This is a genomic window from Agrococcus sp. SCSIO52902 (assembly GCF_022983135.1).
Lineage (GTDB): Bacteria > Actinomycetota > Actinomycetes > Actinomycetales > Microbacteriaceae > Agrococcus > Agrococcus sediminis.
The window spans coordinates 1,582,928-1,600,875 of the sequence record NZ_CP095269.1; the positions used below are offsets into that span (position 1 = coordinate 1,582,928).

The window sequence follows — 17,948 nt, forward strand, 5'->3', positions numbered from 1 at the left end:
CCCACATCCTCCGCGGAGGCCTTCACCTACCCCAAGCGTTCACAACCTCCCGAGGAAGAACACCTAGGCGGCGCGCCGGGCGCCGTCCTCGGCTCCATGAAGCGCCGGATGCGATCCGTCGTATCTCCGCGGTTCAGCGGGAAGTGGCCGCCTCGATTGATGTTCCACGCGGAGTACAGCTCGATCGAGCCGCTGTGGCGCGCCCACGCGTGCTCGTTCACCATCGCCATCGTGCGGTCGACGAAGTACTGGAAGTGCAGCTGGATGTGGGTGTGGTCACGCACGTTCTGCAGATAGAGGTACTCCGGGATGTGCTGCTCGTGGCGGAACCGCTCAGTCACATCGACCCTATGGAGCAGCTCTTCGGGGACGTGATGAATCGAGGGTGCTCCGAACGCGACCTGCGCGGCCCGATTCGCCTCACCCTGGAACGTGTAGGCCCGCATGTCGATCTGGGGGATGTCGGCGACGACGCGTGCGCCGGGCAGGCAGGAGGCCATATGGAAGGAAGAGAATCCACCGGCCGATCCACCGGTGAAAACGACGCGGTCCGGTCCGAGCCCGAGAGCACGCGCTGCCCGCTCCACCAGCGAAGCGAACTCGCGCGCCGTGTCCCGCTGCGTGGTGCCGAACCACCAGCCCGCGTTCAGGGTGTCGTCGAGGTACAGGTTCGGGTCGTTGATGGCGATGAACGAGGCGCCGGGGATGTCGTCGGCCCAGGACCACCGCTGGAACAGGGGAAGTTCGACGATCTTTCTCGTGAGAGCGCTCTGGCCGAACACGATCAGGAGGTCACTGTCCTGGCGCAGGTTCTGCAGGAAGTCGTACGTCAATCCGTCGTGACGCAGCGTGACATGGCCTGCGTCGCCGATGCTCGGCTCGTAGGCGTCGACGGAGTCGAGCGTCCAACGGCCCTTGGGGAACGCCGACTTCGGCGGGTTGAAGAAGCTTCCACGAGGCTGCAGGCGCATGAAGCGCGACAGATGACCACCGCAGCGTCTCTCGAAGTCCGCGTCGTCCTCTGCGGGCACTCCGATGACGTGGACCCGATCGTCGTCGACACGTCGGTGGGCGCGCAGCAGCGCCACCAGGTAGGTGCGCGGCGGCAGCCTGTCGACGAGGGCAGCGAGGTCTAGCGATCCCTCGGGTGAGCCGTCGACGACGAAGAGGACGACTTCGTCCCGCGACTCGTCACCGGACCAGTACTCGGAGAAGGAGTCGAGGTTTTCCAGCACGTCCGCGCCCCGGTCGAAGCTGTCGGAGAGCGATTGCCGATGAATCTGGAACGTCTCGCAGTATCTGTCGATGGGGTTGCCAGGTGCGTCGATCGATGCGATCCAGCGGATCACGCGGTCCTCGAACATGGTCTCCGTTCCTGCCGCTGCTCATCAGCGGCAGCGCATGGAGGCGCAGCGCGACGCCCCGACGTCGATGATAGTTGGCGCGCGGTTCACGACCCGAACTCCTCCGGTGCCGCGCCGATGCCCAGCATCGCCCCGATCGCGGCGACAGCGCGCTCGGACGCGCGGCCATCTCCGTACGGGTTGACGGCGTTCGCCATCGCCGCGTATGCGCTCCCGTCGGTGAGCAGACGATACGCCTCGAACTCGATGCGGTCCCGCTCCGTGCCCACGAGCCGTACCGTCCCCGACTCGACTGCCTCGGGCCGCTCCGTGGTGTCGCGCAGGACCAGGACAGGTTTGCCGAGGCTCGGAGCCTCCTCCTGGACTCCGCCGGAGTCAGTGATGACGATCCGCGCCGCGGCCATGACTGATGTGAACTCGTCGTACTGCAGGGGCTCGGTGATCACGACGTTGGACACAGAAGCCAGGTGGGGGAGGACGGCCTCTCGGACGGCGGGGTTCCTGTGCACAGGAAGCACGAGGATGTGATCCGGCAGTCGCCGCGCGAGAGCGGCGAGAGCAGCAGCGATCTCGTGCATGCTCGCACCCAAGTTCTCACGTCTATGCATCGTGGCCAGGATGACGGGGCGACCGCTGCTCAGGGCCGCCGCCAGCTCCGGGTGGCGCGGAACGGTCCGCCACGACGCGGCCTCCAGGAGCGAGTCGATCACGGTGTTGCCGGTGACGACGATCGTCGAAGGGTCGATGGCTTCCCTGATGAGGTTGTCGCGAGCTCTCCGCGTCGGAGCGAGATGCAGGCGAGCGACCTGTGACACGAGCTTGCGGTTCGCCTCCTCTGGGAACGGCGAGCTGATGTCGCCCGTGCGGAGTCCCGCTTCGAGGTGGACGACTCGCACCTGCCGGTTGAACCCGGCCAGCGCCGCCGCCATCGCCGTCGTCGTGTCTCCTTGGACGAGCACCACGTCGGGCTGCTCGTCGACGATGAGCTCGTCGAGTCCTGCGATCGCCCTCGTGACGATCTGGTTGAGCGACTGGCCCGGCGCCAGGATGTCGAGGTCGTGTGCCGGCGCGATGTGGAACATCTCGTTCACCTGATCGAGCATCTCGCGATGCTGCCCAGTCACCACCGGTACGGATTCGAAGCGGGGATCGGAGGCGAGCTTCTCCAGCACGGGCGCGACTTTGATCGCCTCCGGACGCGTGCCATACACGGTCATCACCTTCTGCGGCGCGGATGGCGCCGGACGCGAACGCGGCGTCATGTGCTCAGGGTAGGAGGATGTGAGGCGGTCGCGCTGGCCAGTGCGCCCTTCGCGGCCTCGTCCTTGCCGAGCGCGATGCTGTGCGCGTAGTACCGGTACATGGTGGCCACCTCGTCGGCAGGGCCGTCGGCGATCAAGGTCCCCGAGTCCAACCAGATCGCTCGAGTGCACATGTCTTCGATGGTCTTCGCCGCGTGGCTGACCAGGAATACGGTGCCCGCGCGGGTGATCAGCCCGTGCATCGCCTCCTTGGCGCGCTCCGTGAATGACGCGTCGCCGGTGGAGAGCGCCTCATCGATCATCAGGATCTCAGGGTCCGCCGCCACTGAGATGGCGAAGCGAAGACGCGCACCCATCCCGGATGAGTACGTGTTCATCGGCTGCCGGATGGCGTCGCCCAGCCCAGCGAGCTGCTCGATTCTCTCCTTCGCGAAGTAAGCGTCGTCTGGGGACATGCCCATCGCGAGCGTCCCGAGCCAGATGTTCTCCTCGCCGGAGAGCTCCGGCACCAATGCTGCGCTCACCCCCAGGAGTTGAGGCTGAGCGGATGCCACGACTGTGCCCGAGGTCGCTGGCTGGAGGCCCGCGAGCACGCGCAACAGCGAGCTCTTGCCAGAGCCATTCAAGCCCACGATTCCGATCATCTCGCCCTCGCGAGCCGCCAAGGTGATCCCACGGAGCACTGGACCCGTCACTGCCTTCTTCGGACCTCGCCTCCACCAGGCGCCGCCCTTGGAGCGGTTCACGGTGTAGCGGAGGCGCACGTTCTCGGCAACGATCGTGACCTTCGGATCTGCGCTCAGTCGCCAGCCGGCGTCCAGATCACTCGCGTCCATAGCGCTCCTCATCCCACCAGAAGATGCCGAAGCCGACGATGAAGAGGCCGAAAGCCCAGGCGCAGAGCATCGTCCAATCGCTGACCGACGGGACGGCGCCGTCCATGAGCACAGCCCGATACATGTCCAGGACCACGTAGATCGGATTCGACTCGATGATGGCGAGCACCGTGGGATGGTCCACGAAGCGGTCGATGGGGAAGAGTACGGCCGAGCCGTACATCAGGAGCCTCGTGCCGAAGCTGACGGCCTGAGCCAGATCGGGAAGCACCGAGCCGAGCCAGCCGAACACGAGGGTGAAGCCGAGATTCAGCACGGAGTGCAACGCCAGCACCACTGGGAAGAACGACCAGCTCGCGGAGGGGAACTCGTGCGGTGGAACCGCGATGATCACCGCGAACATCACCCCCATCGCGGGAAGCGACGTCATGAGCTCGCGCAAGACGTCGGACAGGGCCAACGATGCGCGCGGGAAGGCGAACGCCCGAATCATGGACTTCGAGCTGCGGATGAGCGTCGCACCGCCCGAGATCGCCCGCGACGACAGCTGGAACATGAAGATGCCGATGATGACGAACGCCACGTAGTTGTCCATGCCCCGTGAGAGCTGCAGGACCAGGCCGAAGATCACGCCGTAGAACGCAGCGTCGAGCATAGGTCTGATCACGTGCCACAGCACGCCCAGCCGCTCATTGGAGTAGCGAGTGAGTGCTTTGCCTCGAGCCCCCGCCCAGATGAAGTGTCGCCTGTCCCAGAGCTCGGTGAAGTACTCGCGAAGGGGAGGGCGGCTGCCGACCCGCCGGAGATGAGTGAGGTCGCCGTACTGTCGCTGCAGCTCCTGTCGGAGCGGGGCGGTCAACGCGCTGGCGCCGGCCTGACGGGTCGCCCACGCCCGCCGCCACTGCGTCCGGAGTCCCTTGGACTCAGGTCGCTGCGACGTAGAGGTCATGCGCGTTCCTGAGCAATCTGTGTCGGGGTCATGGGGGGCGAGCCGCCTTGGGCGGGTGCGGTCAATGTTCCCACATCGACGCTTCCGCGCCGATTGCGGCGAACACACGGCGGTACGTCGAGCCAGCAGCAGCCCACGTGCGCTCGGCCGCACGGGCCAGACCGAGCGCGACGAAGCGAGCTCCAGCCGTCGGATCGGAGATCAGGCGCTCGATGGCCTCAGCGAGCGCGGGCGCATCGCCAGCGGGCACCGCCGCGCCAGCGTGCTCGAGCTCGGTGCCGATCGTCTCGAGCAGGGGAGGCAATGCGCTCACGATGAGTGGGCGACCGCTCGCCATGGCCTCGACCGGCTTGAGCGGCGACACGGTGCGCGTGACGTCGCGATCGTGCCGCGGAACCACGATGAGGTCGAGCGCATCCCGATGGGCGTCCACGACATCGCGCGTGACTCGGCCGGTGAACACCGCGACGTCCGCCAAGCCAGCAGCGGTCGCCTGGGCCTCGAGCGCTCGTCGCGCCGTGCCCTCGCCGATGAGCAGCACCCGCACGTCATGGCCTCGCGACCTCGCGATCCTCGCGGCCTCCAGCAGGACGTCGAAGCCCTCGTAGTCGACCAAGGAGGATGCGGAGCCCACCCAGAAGCCCTCGCGAGGCAAGCCGAGAGCCTCACGGGCCCCCTCAGCGAGCGGCGGGGTGCGCTCCAGGAGTGCGGCATCGATGCCGTTGGGCACCAGACGGACGCGCTCCCGAGGCACAGCACGAGCTGCCAGGTCGTCCCGCATGCTGGCCGAGAGCGTGAACACCGCATCCGCCACGGCGGCCAGCTCGGCCTCGCGCTCGCGGGTCAAGCGGAACCGCTCGCTCGCGAGCGCCCGCTGCCGAGCCTCCTCGCTGCCGAGCCCCGCGACCCAGGTCTGCTCGAGCATGCCGCGCACCTCGTAGGCCCAGGGCACGTGAAGCGCCTGCGCGACCTCCCGGACGACGATCGCGTTCGGGTAGTGCGTCGTGGTTTGCAGTGCCGCCGGCCGCACCCGCCTGGCCAGCGACAGCAGCGCATCCGCCTGCTGCACGAGCCGTCCATCAGGGGTCGCGGCGAGCCGGCGCGGCAGTGCGCGGTGGTACTCGATGCCGTCGACCACGTCGAGCGTCGCGGCGCCGATCCCGCCCACGACCACCGGGTAGCCGACGCGCGTCATCGCGGTCGGCGCTAGGTCTGCCTCGCGCTGCGCCGTCAGCACCGCGTGCGACCGGACGGTGTAGCCGGATTGCGTATGGGGGAGGGAGTTCGTCAGGAGGTGCAGGATCCCCGATCGCGGCTGGCCGAGGCGGGTTCCGTCGCCAGGGCTCCATCTCAGCCGCGTTCCGGGCGTCATGAGCGCCAGCTCGGCACGGAGCACGCGATGGAGCCGCGTCCGCGGGGCGCGGTCGGCGAGGAGAGCGATCGCCTTCGACGCCTCGCCCAGCTGCCACGCCGCTCGGGCACGCGCGACGGAGTGCACTGCCGGGTCGTCGACGATCAGCTCCGGACGCCCCGATGCCTGCGCGATCTCGGCCGCGAGGCGACCGAGCGACCCTTTCGCCGAGAACTCGTCGAGCATCGCTCGTGTGGCGGTGAGGTCACCCGAAAGCCAGATCCGGGCGAGTTCGCGCTCCGGGCCGCCAGTGGCACGAGCGAGCGACAGCAGGGCGGTGCGAGCACGAGGGAAGCGCCGTGCGACCTGCACCCCGAAGGTGAGCGGGTCCTCCAGCAGTGAGCGCGACGCGGTGCTGCTCGCCATCGCGACGTTGTGCGCCAGGCGCGAGGCTCGACAGGCTTGGCTCTCTCCATGCATCCCGTCACGCGCGCCGACCTCAGACATGACGGCAATTCTTCCACCCACTAGCCTGACCCCATGCCGCATTCCGTCACCAAGGTCGTGATTCCTGCTGCAGGCCTCGGCACGCGATTCCTCCCGGCGACCAAGGCGCTCCCGAAGGAGATGCTTCCGGTCGTCGACAAGCCAGCCATCCAGTACGTGGTCGAAGAGGCGGTGCGTGCCGGGTTGCCCGATGTGCTGTTCGTGACCGGGCGGAACAAGAATGCGCTCGAGAACCATTTCGATCGCGCGACGGAACTTGAGGCCATCCTCATGAAGAAGGGCGATGAGGATCGCCTTTCGCGCGTCGCGGAGTCCACCGATCTGGCGAATGTGCACTATGTGCGGCAGGGAGACCCGAAAGGGCTCGGGCACGCTGTCCTCCGTTCGAAGGCGCATGTGGGTGACAATTCGTTCGCCGTGCTCCTCGGCGATGACATCATCGACAGGCGCGACCACCTGCTCGAGCGCATGCTCGAGGTGCATGACGTGCGCGATACCTGCGTCGTGGCGCTCATGGAGGTCGACCCGTCGCAGGCGCACCTCTACGGCATCGCGACGGTCGAGGCGACCGACGAGGATGACGTCGTGCGCGTCCGTGGCCTTGTCGAGAAGCCCGAGAGCGGCTCTGCGCCCTCGAATCTGGCGATCGTCGGGCGCTACGTGCTGAAGCCCGAGATCTACCCGGTGCTCGAGCGCACGAAGCCGGGCCGTGGTGGCGAGATCCAGCTGACGGATGCGCTGCTGACCATGGCGCAGGACGATTCCGACGGCGGCGTGCACGGCGTCATCTTCCGCGGCCGCCGGTACGACACGGGCGACCGGCTCGACTACATCAAGGCGAATGTCGAGATGGCGACGGAGCGTGAGGACATCGGCCCCGGCCTCCGTTCCTGGCTCAAGGAATTCGCCGCTTCTCTCGACGACTGAGCCTTTCCTCATGTACCCCGATTCTTCTCGGGCGGGAATAGGTGCAGAGGGTTGAATGCGCTACCTTTTGCGCATGGCAAAGAAGACCTTGGTCCAGCTCGTCGATGACTTCACGGGTGACGCGATCGACGACGGCGCAGGCCGCACCGTGCGCTTCGCATTCGATGGAGCCGAGTACGAGATCGATCTCAACAATGCGCACATCGAGGAGTTCGAGAACGACCTCGAGCGCTACATCCGCGCATCGCGTCGCGTCTCCGGGCGTCGCAAGACGTCGAACGCGGCACCCAGCCGCCGCGGCGGCAGCAGCGAGACCGCAGACATCCGCGAGTGGGCGGAGTCGCAGGGGCTGAAGGTCGCGACGCGCGGCCGCATCCCCGCGGAGATCGTGGAGCGCTACCGCAACCGCTGAACGGTCGTCGAAGGGCCCGCCGCATCGGGCCCTCGACGCCGCTCACGCGGGATCTGCTCGACCATCCAGGCGCTCGTATCTCTCTCCCCACCGCGGAGCAGCAGCCACCCCCTCCAGTCGCTCGATCGACGCGAGCAGGTCGGCGTCGACGAGTGCTTGCAGGAGCGCGGGGTCGAACTCCCACCAGCGCAACGTGAGCAGGCGTCGACGGATCGATTCGTCGAACCGCCACCTGATCTGCTTCGCAGGCACGCCGCCCTCGATCGAGTACGGCGGCACATCTCGTGTCACCACGGCGCCAGCCGCGATCACAGCCCCGGTCCCGATCGTGACGCCGGAAGCGACCTTCGCGCCGTCACCTATCCAGACGTCATGCCCGATGACGACCCTGCGCCTCGGATCCGTCGAGACGAGAGTCGCCGCCGTCAACGGCTCCGCGGCCTGGAAGAACGGGGAAGTCGACAGCATGTCGACGTCATGGACCCCCAGACCGATGCTGACGCCTCGACCGATCGAGCAGTAGCGGCCGATCTCGACATCCGATCGCGTCATCGATCCGCTGTTGAGGTACGAGCGGAAGCCTAGGTAGAGCGCTCCGAAGATCTCGCTGAAGTTGATCGCCGACTCGGCTTCCAGGTAGCACGTCCATGGGCCAGGCGCGATGCCGCGCAGTCTTCCGGGAGCCCAGTCGGTCTTTGTCACGGTCGCGATCATATGCAGTGACGCAGCGTCGCTAGCCCAGCAGCTCGTCGATGCGGGCCGCGATGAGCGCGAGGCCCTCCTCGTCCGGATGGAGGTCGTCCGGCGCGATGAGGTCGGGACGGCCGGCGAAGAGGTCGCCGAGGTCGAGGTACTCAGCGCCTGCGGCCGTCGCCTCGCGCTCGACGAGGCGGCGCAGCTCCACGAGCGACTGCGGCGTGGGGGAATCGTCCCAGAGCGGCGAGGTGACGACGAGACGGGCGTCCGGCAGCTGCTGCCGCAGCTCGCGGTAGAAGGCGACCACCGCGGGCTCGAGGTGCTGCCGCGCCAGGTCGTTGCGCCCGCCCGACACGACGACGACGTCCGGGTCGTGCGCCGCCGCATCCGCCAGCATCCCGACATAGGCGGTGCAGCCGGCCGGCGGGCACAGGCCGTCGGCGCGGCCCGTCGCGTAGCCGGTGCCGGGGATCGCCAGGTTGACCACACGCCAGCCGCGGCGCTCGCCGAGGATCGCGGGGAAGCCGCTGCCATCGAGCGACGTGCCGGTGCCGACGGTGTAGGAGTCGCCGATGAAGACGGCGACCGGGGCGTCGGGCGGGAGGGAGGCGTCGGGCATGCTGCTCGTCTGCGGGTCGGGGGATGCGGTGGGGCGCGGCCAGAGGGCGATGGCGAGCAGGAGGGCGAGGGCGGCGATCGCGGTGAGGGCGACTGCCTTCGTGCGGCTGGTCATGGTCTCGATACGCGCCCGGACTTCGTCCGGGAGCTACTCGACCGGCGGGGGAGGAGTGACCAGCGCCCGCACGGCCTCCAGCGGGACCGGCAGCCAGGTGGGGCGGTTGCGCACCTCGTAGACGACCTCGTAGAGGGCCTTGTCGAGCAGGAGGGCGCGCAGCACCGGGTCGTCGGGATCGACCGGGCCCGCCTCCTCCGCGTACCCGGCCAGGAACTCCGATTGCCGCTGGAAGACCCAGTCGCCGGCCGCCGCGCCATCGGCATCCGGCAGCTCCTGCAGCGCCGAGCCGGCGGCGTAGTCGAACGAGCGCAGCATGCCCACCACGTCGCGCAGCGTCGGCTCGCGCACCGAGCGCTCGTGCATCGGGCGCAGCGGTTCGCCCTCGAAGTCGAGCAGCAGCCAGCCGCCGTCGGCGCCGCGCAGCACCTGCCCGAGGTGCAGGTCGCCGTGGATCTGCTGCAGCTCGCCGATCGAGGTGATCTCGCGCAGCCGCGCCGCCGCCGCGTCGAGGCCCTCGTCGAGCTCGGCGAGCGCGCCGGCCGCCTGCTCGCGCGCCCACGCGAGCCGCTGCTCGAGGCCCGTGACGAACCGCAGGGTGTCGGACTCCGTCGCCGCTGCCGTGCCGAGCGCATCCGCCAGGTCGTGGTGCACCGTCGCCACCGCGGCGCCGAGCGCTCGCGCGTCGGGCAGGTCGCGCTGCTCGCCGCGCAGCGTCGCGAGGGCGTGCTGGCGGAACAGCTCCCACGCGTCGTCGGCGCCCGCGACGAACTGCGAGACCGCCAGCAGGTGGCCGGTGACGAACGCGTCGCCGGCCGGCCAGGTGCCCGCGAGCGACGCGAGCAGGTGCGGCACGCGCCGGCAGCCGGCGCGGGTGAGCGCGCCGGTGACCACGACGTCGGGGTTGTCGCCGGGGGAGACGACGCGGAACACCTTCGCGATCCAGGTGCCGTCGCCGCCGATGATGGAGGTGTTCGACTGCTCGCCGGCGATGACGCGGATGTCGCCGGCCGGCGCGGGCGCGGAGGTCGCGTCGCCCGCGAGGCCGTCGACCTCGCGCGCTCCGGCTGCCACGTCGAGGATCGCCTGCACCGCCTGCGGGTCGGCGCAGGCGTCGACGAGCCAGCGCCCGTCGAGCTGCGCGATCGGCGAGGCGCCCGGCTCGTCGCGCCAGGCGACGGGCACCTGCAGCAGCGTCTCGCCCGCGCGCAGCAGCAGGATCGCGGCGTCGGCATCGCGGAGGTCGTAGCGCTGCTCGAGGGAGACGTCGACCTGCTGGCCCTTCAACGGGTACCAGCGGGTCGTGGGCATCCACGCGGCGATCGCGTCGACGACCGCGGGGGCGTCGAAGCTCGGAGCGTCGGGCAGGGTGGTCGCGCTCATGCGGGCCATCATGCCCCGCGCACTTGGACGTGGGCTGGCCGTGCGTGGCGGATCCGGCGCGATCGGGACTGCGGACGAGCCGCCCGGAGTGCGTCGGATGTACCCCACTTGGGGTACACTCGTTGTCCATAAGCGAACTACTTGAACCCAGCACCACCTACAGCGACGCGCAGATCGAGGAGATCCTCGCCGACCTGAACGCCAACGTCCGCGGGCTCCAGAGCCTGCACGTCTGGGCCTCCCAGCAGGACTTGGACATCGCCCGCCTGACGGCCGGAGCGAACCTGACCTACATCCGCCTCGCCGGGCGCGACGAGCACGGTCATCCGATCGTGCTCATGCTGCTCGACCACGTCTGGGAGAGGGCCATCTGAGATGCCGGAGCACCTGGACTGGACCTTCTACGTCACGATCGGCGCGGTCGCGCTGTTCCCGGCGCTCGTCGGGCTGCTGGTGTTCGTGCTGCGCCGGGTGATCATCCGGCGGCATCCGGAGATCGACGAGGGGTAGCGGGGGCTCTCGTCTCGTGTCGTCTCGATACGGCCCTTCGGGCCTACTCGACGAGCGGTGGGGAGCGGGGGTTGCGGCGCTACTCGGCGAGCGGTGCCTTGGGTGCGGGGTTCGCGACCGCTGACGCCGGCGCGGCCGCCGGTGCCGGCAGGCGCCGCAGCAGCCGGCGGATGACGAGCCAGGCGACGAGCGCCAGGATCGCGAGCGCGACGAGCGCCGGGACCGACTGGCCGAGCGCGTACAGCGCCGTCGCGCCCCAGGCGAGGAACGCGCTCCAGCCTGCCACCAGGCCGTCCCAGAAGCTCGGCGTGCCCGTCGGCCCCTCGACCGTCGTCGAGCTGATGCGCACCTCGATCGTCGACATCGCCACCTGATCCTCGAGCGCCCGCTGCTCCGACAGCAGCTGCTCGAGCTCGCTCGTGCGCTGCGTCAGCTGCGCCTCGACCTCGAGCAGCGTCTCGGTGTCGGCCGCCGTCGTCAGCAGGTCGGTGAGGCGGTCGACGGATGCGCGCGATGCCTCCACCCGCACCTCGAGGTCGCGCACCTGATTCGTCACGACCTGCTCACCGAGGTCCACGCTCGTCACCTCGCCGAGCCCGCGCAGCGCCGTGAGCAGATCCTCGACCTGCGCTGCCGGCACGCGGACGGTGAGCATCGCCCACGCCGGCTGGAAGTCGGTCGACGCGCCCTCGGCCCGCCGGTCGATCGAGCCGCCACGGGCCTCGGCGGCGTCGGCCACCGCATCCGCCATCGTGATCGGGTCGCCGACCCGCATGCTCATGGTGCCCGAGATGATGACGGCGCGATCCTCGTCGGGGGCCTCCTCGGGCTGGCCGCCCCCGCTGGCGCCCTGATCGCCGCCGGACTCCTCGGAGCCGGGCTGCGGGGCGAGGTCGGGCTGCTCGGCCCAGTCGGGCGCGCTGCCGTCGGTGACGGGGGCGCCGGGCTCGCCCGCGGACTGCTGACTGCCGAGGGCGCCGCAGCCGGTGAGGAGCACGCTGCCGGCGATGACGATGCCGGCCATCGAGAGGAGTCTGCGGGTCATGCTCTCACTGTGCGCCTGTTCGGGGGGAAGCACAGCCCAACCTTTTGCGGGAGTGGGGCGTCTCGGGGTGGTCTCGACTCGCGGCCTGCGGGCGCGGCTCGACCGGCGGGGCGGGGAGTGGGGCGTCTCGGGGTGGTCTCGTCTCGATACGGCCCTGCGGGCCTACTCGACGAGCGGGGTGGGTGGGCGATCGTCTCGATACGGCCCTGCGGGCCTACTCGACGAGCGGGCGGGGTGGGCGGTCGTCTCGATACGGCCCTGCGGGCCTGCTCGACGAGCGGGTGGGGGCGGGAGGGCGAGCGGGAGGGCGACGCTACTTGCGGGCCTTCGCCTCCGCCTTCGCGGCGCGCAGGTCGGCCTTCGCGGCCGCCTTCGCCGCGGCGGCCTCGGCCTTGGCCTCCTCCGCGCGCAGCCGCTCGACGGACTTCAGCAGCGCATCCGCCGCCTTCGACTCCGCCTGCCGCAGCTCGGCGCGCGCCTTCTCGACCGCCCGCGCCGTCTCGCGCACCTGCTTGTCCTGCAGCACGGCCGTGGGCAGGCGCTCGAACGGCCGATCCTCCTCCGTGCGCTCGAGCCAGCGCTCGATGCCGTCGAACAGTCGCGACAGGCCGAAGCCGAAGCCGCGCTCCGCGTCGGTCTCGCGGGCCTCGAACACGCCTTCGCGCACGGCCGGCGCCAGCAGCGGGAACCGCTCGTCGGTCACGAGCTGCGGCAGCGCCTGCCGCACCGCCTCGTCGACGCCCGCGTTGCTCGACGCGCGCGAGTAGAGCGCGATGTAGCCGAGCAGCAGCAGCAGCGTCGGCAGCTTCATGCGGTCGGGCGCCGGCACGCCCTCGAGCGCGGCGAGGCCGGCCTCGATGATCGCGAGCCGGTTGGGCGTGGTCGGGGTCGAGCTGGGCGGCAGGTCGGCGAGCCAGGGGTGCGCGTCGTAGGTCGCCCGCACGAACATCGCCCACTCCCGCAGCCGCTCCCGCCACGTGCTGCCGGTGCCGGGCACGGTCACCTCGCTCGCGGCGTCGTACATGAGCAGGAGCAGGTCGTCCTTGCCGGTGACGTACCGGTAGAGCGACATCGGCGCCACGCCCACCGCGGCCGCGACGCGGCCCATGCTCACCGCATCCAGCCCGTCGGTGTCGGCGATCTCGATCGCGGCCTCGACGATGCGCTCGGTGGTGAGCTCGCGCTTCGGGCCCCGGTGCGGGAGCGCGGCGACGCCCCACGTCACGGCGTGGGCGTGGGGGAGGTGCGGGGTCTCGTCGGGGGTGGGCGCGGGGTCGGTCTGGGTCACGTGGCTCGTCGCTGTCGGTGTCGGTCGTCGGTGTCGGTCAGTTGCGGTCGTCGGGATGCGTGCCGGTGCGCTCGCCGGTCTCGAGCGCCGCGATCGCGGCCATGTCGTCGTCGCCGAGGCGGAACCCGTCGACGTCGAGGTTCTCGCGCAGGCGGTGCGGATGCGTCGACTTGGGGATGAGGGCGCCACCGAGCTGCAGGTGCCACCGGATGATCGCCTGCGCGGGGCTCACGCCGTGCGCGGCGGCGATCCGCTGGATCGTCGGGTCGTGCAGCACCCGCGAGCGGCCGAGCGGGCTCCACGCCTGCGTGACGATGCCGTGGTGGCGGTGGAACGCGCGCAGCTCGTGCTGCGGCAGCCACGGGTGCGACTCGACCTGGTTGATCGCGGGCGTCACGCCGGTCTCCTCGATGAGCCGGCGCAGGTGCTCGTGCGTGAAGTTGCTGACGCCGATCGTGCGCACCCGGCCCTCGTCGCGCAGCTCGACGAGCGTGCGCCACACGTCGACGTAGCGATCGCGGGCCGGCCGCGGCCAGTGGATCATGTAGACGTCGATCGGCGTTCCGAGCGCTCGTTCGCTCTGGGCGAACGCCTCGCGCACCGCCGCGGGCTCCTGCGACGCCTCGCCCCAGAACTTGCTCGTCACGGTGAGCGCGTCGCGCGCGACGCCCTGCTGCTCGGCCCGCCGCAGCGCCTCGCCGAGCTCGCGCTCGTTGCCGTAGAACTCGGCGCCGTCGACGAGCCGGTAGCCGGCGTCGAGCCCGGCGGCGACGACCTCGGCGGTCTGCTCGGCGGGCACCTTGTAGAGGCCGAAGCCGAGCGCCGGCAGCGCGCGGCCGTCGAGCATGGGCAGATCGGCGGGCATGGCCTCGATTGTGCCAGGCCGCCCCGCGCCCACGTCAGTGGATCGTGCTACGTTCGTCGTATCAGGATCAGCCCGCTCGCCTCACGGCTCGGGCTGATTTTCTTTTCGCCTGGGGACTCAGCGTGCACTACTCGAAGCCATGGCTGTCGATCGACGAACAGCTCGCACGGCTGGCGGAGCGTGGAGCGGACATCGAGCCTCGCGATGATGCGGGCGCCCTGCTTCGTGCCGTCGGCTACTACCGGCTCACCGGCTACCTGTACCCGTTCCGTGAGTCGGAGCGCGTCGTAGGTGACGACGGCAAGACGCGCGTACGTGTCCTGGGGCACTACCGCGAGGGGACATCAGTTCACCACGCGAGAGAGCTCATCGACTTCGATCGCGACTTGCGGCTGCTCGTGCTTGAGGCGCTCGAGCGGATCGAGGTCTCGCTCAGGGTGCAGTTCGGCCACGAACTTGGTCGCAGGTCGCCGTTCGCGCACCTCGAGTCCGAGTGGTTCGTGTCCACGTTCACGGAGGCGCCCGAGTCCGTCGACGGGGCGGAGAGCCCCCACCAGGCCTGGTTGCGTCGAGTCCAAGAGCGCCTGGACGGCTCGGACGAAGCCTTCGTGGCCCACTTCCGGGAGAAGTACGACGGCCGCATGCCGATATGGGCAGTCACCGAAGTGCTCGAGTTCGGGCAACTGAGTCGGCTGTACGGCGGCCTGCGAAACGACCTCGCCACGACCATCGCGACGAGCTTCGGAGTCCCTTCAAAGCGGGTCATGGCGAGCTGGATCGCAAGCTTGAACTACGTCCGCAACGTCGCCGCGCACCACGCGCGGCTCTTCAACCGCAAGCTGGTCGTCGCCCCACAACGACCCCGTCGAGGTGTTGTGCCCGTGCTCGACCATCTGCGCGACGAAACGCGACCGAAGAGCGACTTCGGTCTGTACAACGCGCTCGCCGTGACCGCCTACCTGCTACGTGCGTTCGAGCCCGAATCGGGATGGCCAGAGCGTCTTACCGTGCTGATGGACGAATTTCCCAGCGAGACGGCACTCTCGACGGCGAGTATGGGCTTTCCCGCTAACTGGAGGCAGCTCGCTCTCTGGCAGGCGTGAAGGAAGCCTGTCGGACCCACGCTTGGGGTGCCGGTGGCACAAACGGTTGTCGCGGCCGAGGTGTTCAATGCGCTCGTGGTCGCGGTCCTTGGCGGTCTGCAGGCACCAGATCGCGTGGGCGGCATTGCTCGATCAGCGCGGCAGCTCCACCGGCGCGGTGTCGGGTGGATCGCCGATGCCGTGCCGCAGGTCGGGCTGGTGGCGGCGGAAGACGGCCGCGAGCAGCGCTGCGAGCGCGACCATCACGACCGCCACCCAGACGGCGCCGACGCCGCCGACCGCATCGATCGCGATGCCCGCGACAGCGGAGCCCAGCGCGGCCCCGAGCAGCTGGCCGGTGCCGATCCAGGCGTAGGCCTCGGGGGTGTCGGCGAACTTCACCGTGCCGGCGATGATCGCCGAGAACGCTGCGAGCGCGGGCGCCGTGCCGAGGCCGGCGATGAAGAGGGCCGCCGACAGGCCGATCACCTCGGTCATCGGCAGCGCGAGCGCCATGCCGGCGAGCACGATCGTCAGCCGGATCGCCACCGACCACGGGCCGATGCCGCGGCTGCCGACCGCGAAGCCGCCGATGAGCGAGCCGATCGCCGAGACCGCGAGCACGAGCCCCGCCTCGAGCGCGCCCTCGCCGAACGTCGCGATGACGCCCGCCTCGACCGCCGAGAAGCCGCCGATGAACATGGCCGACACCGCCACCGCGAGCAGCACCGGGGGCTTCCGCAGCACGCGGCCGAGCTTGCGCGAGGTGGGCGGGATCCGCAGCCGGCGCACCTCGGGCGAGACGATGAACAGCGCCGCGCCGCCCGCCTGGATGGCGATCGTGACGAGCATCGTCGGCCCCGTGCCGAGCGCCGACACGAGCAGCGTCAGCAGCACCGGCCCGAACACCCAGATGATCTCCTGCAGCGCCGCGTCGAACGAGAACAGCGGCGACAGCAGCCGCTGCGGCACCATGCGCGGGTAGAGCGTGCGCACCGTCGGCACGATCGGCGGCATCGCGGCGCCTGCCACGAGGCCCGCGGCCACGTCGGCCCAGAGCGGCAGGCTGAGCGACGCGATCGACGAGAGCGCCGACACCGACACGACGGTCGTGACGACGAGCACCGTCACCGTGCCGAAGCGGCTCATCAGCCGCGAGACGAACGGCCCGGCCGCCGCCATGCCCACCGAGAAGGCGGCGAGCACGAGGCCGGCTGCCGTGTAGGAGCCGTGCTGGTGCTCCATGTGCATCAGGATGCCGAGCGAGTACATGCCCGCCGGCAGTCGCGCGATGAGCTGCGCCAGGATGATGCGCGCGAGCCCCGGGACCCTCAGCACCTCGCCGTATGCACGCACCAGGCAAGCCTAGGACTCGGCGGCGCCGACCGGCTCAGGGGGCGGCCGCGAGCGCCTGCATGACCCAGGCCGGCGCATCCGCCACACCCTGGACGGCCGGCGCGGCCGCGGCGTGCGGACGGCCCAGCAGCACCGTCGAGGTGTAGTCGGGCGCGTGCGCGACCCATCCGCCGCCGTCGCCGAGGCGGTCCTCGGCGACTCGGAGCCCCATCGCGGCGCCCCGCACCTGCTCGGGAACATCCTCGCCCTGCAGCACGAGGAGCGTCGTCACCGCCGAGCCGTCGCGCAGGCTCGTGCCGCAGTGCACCTCGGCGCCGCCGAGCGGCAGCGGCACCGGGTGGTCGACCTCGCTCGCGCGCATCGAGGCCGCGCTCGCGTCGGGGTCGCCGGTCAGCTCGCGCAGGTATGCGTCGACGATCGCGTCCGGGCAGCGATCGACGTCGAGCGTGTTCGTGGCGGTCGGCTCGTCGGTCGGCAGCGGCGGCGGCAGCGGCACGCAGCCCGCGAGGGCGAGGAGGGCGGATGCGACGAGGCCGCCCGCGAGCGAGGCACGGCCGGCGCGCGACGCGGCCGCGTCACTGCGTGGCAACGGTGCCCTCGAGCAGGTAGCGGTCCTCGGTCGACTCGATGCCGCCATCGGTGAGCACGTCGGCGCCGGGCCGGTGCAGCACGTAGCGGGTCGCGGCGTCCTCGCTGACGAGGATGAGCGCCGCATCGCCCTCGGCGGGCTCCTCCTCGAAGCCGCGCTCGCCGGCGACCCCGGCGACGGTCTCGGGCACCGTGCCCGGGCCCTCGAGCACGCTGAGCGTGTGCGTCGCGGCGCCGGTCGGATCGGTGAGGGCGACCGAGCAGACGACGACGACCTCGCCGGTCGGCAGGTCGCCGGGGCCGTTCGGCACGGGCTCCAGGTCGGCGGCGGTCAGCGAGGGGTCGTCGCCGAGCCACAGCCACGCGTCGATGAGGCTGTCGGGGCAGCGGTCGTAGGCGGTCGAGCCCTCGGCGCCGGGGTCGGATGCGGTCACCGGCGGCGCCGAGTCGGGCGCCGGTGCCGCGGGGCTCGGGCCGTCGGCGCCGGGCGCCGTCGTCGCGTAGTTCGGCGGCGGCACGTTGCCGGAGCATCCGGTGAGGGTGAGCGCCGCGGCTGTCGCGACCGCGGCGAGGAGCGGGATGCGCGGCATGGCGGCTCCTCTGCTCGGCGGCGGTGGTCCTTGGGGGAACGGTACGCCAGAGCGGGGGTGGAGTCACGGGGTCCCGCCCAGCGGGGGTGGTCTCGACTCGGTCGCTGCGCGACCGGCTCGACCAGCGGGGTGGGATGGGGTGGTCTCGACTCGGTCGCTGCGCGACCGGCTCGACCGGCGGGGTGGGGAGTGGGGGTGGTCTCG

The 17,948-nt window shown here is 70.5% G+C and carries 19 protein-coding genes; 5 read left to right on the forward strand and 14 right to left on the reverse strand.

The window, feature by feature from the left end:
* Positions 1-26: 26 nt before the first annotated feature.
* The 5 genes from MU522_RS07880 to MU522_RS07900 form a co-directional block, all read right to left on the reverse strand.
* A complete protein-coding gene (locus tag MU522_RS07880; protein WP_246990520.1) occupies positions 27-1,364 on the reverse strand; it encodes a hypothetical protein in 1,338 nt (445 codons plus the stop codon).
* A gap of 86 nt (positions 1,365-1,450) precedes the next feature.
* Complete coding sequence (gene wecB / locus MU522_RS07885) at positions 1,451-2,626, reverse strand: UDP-N-acetylglucosamine 2-epimerase (non-hydrolyzing) (protein WP_246990521.1); 1,176 nt, start codon at positions 2,624-2,626, stop codon at positions 1,451-1,453.
* Positions 2,623-3,462: an ABC transporter ATP-binding protein gene (locus MU522_RS07890; RefSeq protein WP_246990523.1), complete on the reverse strand. Its 840-nt coding sequence runs from the start codon at positions 3,460-3,462 to the stop codon at positions 2,623-2,625. Before MU522_RS07890 ends, wecB begins: the two co-directional genes overlap by 4 nt.
* Positions 3,449-4,411 (reverse strand): ABC transporter permease, encoded by a 963-nt coding sequence (locus tag MU522_RS07895; protein WP_246990525.1) that lies wholly within the window; start codon positions 4,409-4,411, stop codon positions 3,449-3,451. Before MU522_RS07895 ends, MU522_RS07890 begins: the two co-directional genes overlap by 14 nt.
* A gap of 61 nt (positions 4,412-4,472) precedes the next feature.
* A complete protein-coding gene (locus MU522_RS07900; protein WP_246990526.1) occupies positions 4,473-6,269 on the reverse strand; it encodes a glycosyltransferase in 1,797 nt (598 codons plus the stop codon).
* Positions 6,270-6,302: 33 nt separating this feature from the next.
* Between MU522_RS07900 and galU the strand changes: the two genes are divergently transcribed.
* Together galU and MU522_RS07910 are read left to right on the forward strand one after the other, a co-directional pair.
* A complete protein-coding gene (galU, locus tag MU522_RS07905) occupies positions 6,303-7,196 on the forward strand; it encodes a UTP--glucose-1-phosphate uridylyltransferase GalU (protein ID WP_246990527.1) in 894 nt (297 codons plus the stop codon).
* A 73-nt stretch (positions 7,197-7,269) separates the two neighbouring features.
* The gene (locus tag MU522_RS07910) at positions 7,270-7,608 is read left to right on the forward strand and encodes an Lsr2 family protein (RefSeq protein WP_246990528.1); all 339 of its coding nucleotides are present in this window, start codon (positions 7,270-7,272) and stop codon (positions 7,606-7,608) included.
* A 42-nt stretch (positions 7,609-7,650) separates the two neighbouring features.
* On the opposite strand, the gene MU522_RS13280 is transcribed toward MU522_RS07910, so the two are convergent.
* Genes MU522_RS13280 through MU522_RS07930 form a run of 3 tightly spaced genes read right to left on the reverse strand, consistent with a single transcriptional unit; the run spans position 7,651 to position 10,420 of the window.
* Positions 7,651-8,310, reverse strand: coding sequence for a CatB-related O-acetyltransferase (locus MU522_RS13280; RefSeq protein ID WP_281439984.1), 660 nt, complete (start codon positions 8,308-8,310; stop codon positions 7,651-7,653).
* Between the two features lie 31 nt (positions 8,311-8,341).
* Complete coding sequence (locus tag MU522_RS07925) at positions 8,342-9,037, reverse strand: SGNH/GDSL hydrolase family protein (RefSeq protein ID WP_246990529.1); 696 nt, start codon at positions 9,035-9,037, stop codon at positions 8,342-8,344.
* Between the two features lie 33 nt (positions 9,038-9,070).
* Entirely contained in the window at positions 9,071-10,420 is a 1,350-nt protein-coding gene (locus MU522_RS07930) for an aminoglycoside phosphotransferase family protein (protein WP_246990530.1), read from the reverse strand.
* A gap of 122 nt (positions 10,421-10,542) precedes the next feature.
* On the opposite strand from MU522_RS07930, the gene MU522_RS07935 reads away from it, so the two are divergent.
* Positions 10,543-10,794 (forward strand): hypothetical protein, encoded by a 252-nt coding sequence (locus MU522_RS07935; RefSeq protein WP_246990531.1) that lies wholly within the window; start codon positions 10,543-10,545, stop codon positions 10,792-10,794.
* A gap of 1 nt (position 10,795) precedes the next feature.
* Complete coding sequence (locus MU522_RS13285) at positions 10,796-10,930, forward strand: hypothetical protein (protein WP_263970129.1); 135 nt, start codon at positions 10,796-10,798, stop codon at positions 10,928-10,930.
* A 79-nt stretch (positions 10,931-11,009) separates the two neighbouring features.
* On the opposite strand, the gene MU522_RS07940 is transcribed toward MU522_RS13285, so the two are convergent.
* The 3 genes from MU522_RS07940 to MU522_RS07950 all read right to left on the reverse strand — a co-directional run bounded on the left by MU522_RS07940 (position 11,010) and on the right by MU522_RS07950 (position 14,128).
* Positions 11,010-11,975 carry a DUF4349 domain-containing protein gene (locus MU522_RS07940; protein WP_246990532.1) on the reverse strand — a complete coding sequence of 322 codons (966 nt, stop codon included), beginning with the start codon at positions 11,973-11,975 and terminating at the stop codon, positions 11,010-11,012.
* Positions 11,976-12,288: 313 nt separating this feature from the next.
* Positions 12,289-13,263 (reverse strand): TetR/AcrR family transcriptional regulator, encoded by a 975-nt coding sequence (locus MU522_RS07945; RefSeq protein WP_246990533.1) that lies wholly within the window; start codon positions 13,261-13,263, stop codon positions 12,289-12,291.
* A 37-nt stretch (positions 13,264-13,300) separates the two neighbouring features.
* Positions 13,301-14,128: an aldo/keto reductase gene (locus MU522_RS07950; RefSeq protein WP_246990534.1), complete on the reverse strand. Its 828-nt coding sequence runs from the start codon at positions 14,126-14,128 to the stop codon at positions 13,301-13,303.
* A gap of 122 nt (positions 14,129-14,250) precedes the next feature.
* Here MU522_RS07950 and MU522_RS07955 point away from each other — a divergent pair, with 122 nt between their 5' ends.
* The gene (locus MU522_RS07955) at positions 14,251-15,231 is read left to right on the forward strand and encodes an Abi family protein (protein ID WP_246990535.1); all 981 of its coding nucleotides are present in this window, start codon (positions 14,251-14,253) and stop codon (positions 15,229-15,231) included.
* A 132-nt stretch (positions 15,232-15,363) separates the two neighbouring features.
* On the opposite strand, the gene MU522_RS07960 is transcribed toward MU522_RS07955, so the two are convergent.
* Genes MU522_RS07960 through MU522_RS07970 form a run of 3 tightly spaced genes read right to left on the reverse strand, consistent with a single transcriptional unit; the run spans position 15,364 to position 17,744 of the window.
* Positions 15,364-16,566: an MFS transporter gene (locus MU522_RS07960; protein WP_146357034.1), complete on the reverse strand. Its 1,203-nt coding sequence runs from the start codon at positions 16,564-16,566 to the stop codon at positions 15,364-15,366.
* Between the two features lie 34 nt (positions 16,567-16,600).
* A complete protein-coding gene (locus MU522_RS07965) occupies positions 16,601-17,155 on the reverse strand; it encodes a hypothetical protein (RefSeq protein ID WP_246990536.1) in 555 nt (184 codons plus the stop codon).
* Entirely contained in the window at positions 17,142-17,744 is a 603-nt protein-coding gene (locus MU522_RS07970; protein ID WP_246990537.1) for a hypothetical protein, read from the reverse strand. The genes MU522_RS07965 and MU522_RS07970 overlap by 14 nt, the downstream gene beginning before the upstream one ends.
* Positions 17,745-17,948: the final 204 nt, after the last annotated feature.

Bases quoted from the DNA above. Each gene is read 5' to 3' on its own strand.
- wecB (WP_246990521.1), bottom strand. From the start codon at position 2,626: ATGACGCCGCGTTCGCGTCCGGCGCCATCCGCGCCGCAGAAGGTGATG.
- MU522_RS07970 (WP_246990537.1), bottom strand. From the start codon at position 17,744: ATGCCGCGCATCCCGCTCCTCGCCGCGGTCGCGACAGCCGCGGCGCTC.
- MU522_RS07890 (WP_246990523.1), bottom strand. From the start codon at position 3,462: ATGGACGCGAGTGATCTGGACGCCGGCTGGCGACTGAGCGCAGATCCG.
- MU522_RS07950 (WP_246990534.1), bottom strand. From the start codon at position 14,128: ATGCCCGCCGATCTGCCCATGCTCGACGGCCGCGCGCTGCCGGCGCTC.
- MU522_RS07910 (WP_246990528.1), top strand. From the start codon at position 7,270: ATGGCAAAGAAGACCTTGGTCCAGCTCGTCGATGACTTCACGGGTGAC.
- MU522_RS07925 (WP_246990529.1), bottom strand. From the start codon at position 9,037: ATGACCAGCCGCACGAAGGCAGTCGCCCTCACCGCGATCGCCGCCCTC.
- MU522_RS07940 (WP_246990532.1), bottom strand. From the start codon at position 11,975: ATGACCCGCAGACTCCTCTCGATGGCCGGCATCGTCATCGCCGGCAGC.
- MU522_RS07930 (WP_246990530.1), bottom strand. From the start codon at position 10,420: ATGAGCGCGACCACCCTGCCCGACGCTCCGAGCTTCGACGCCCCCGCG.
- MU522_RS07900 (WP_246990526.1), bottom strand. From the start codon at position 6,269: ATGTCTGAGGTCGGCGCGCGTGACGGGATGCATGGAGAGAGCCAAGCC.
- MU522_RS07895 (WP_246990525.1), bottom strand. From the start codon at position 4,411: ATGACCTCTACGTCGCAGCGACCTGAGTCCAAGGGACTCCGGACGCAG.
- galU (WP_246990527.1), top strand. From the start codon at position 6,303: ATGCCGCATTCCGTCACCAAGGTCGTGATTCCTGCTGCAGGCCTCGGC.
- MU522_RS13285 (WP_263970129.1), top strand. From the start codon at position 10,796: ATGCCGGAGCACCTGGACTGGACCTTCTACGTCACGATCGGCGCGGTC.
- MU522_RS07880 (WP_246990520.1), bottom strand. From the start codon at position 1,364: ATGTTCGAGGACCGCGTGATCCGCTGGATCGCATCGATCGACGCACCT.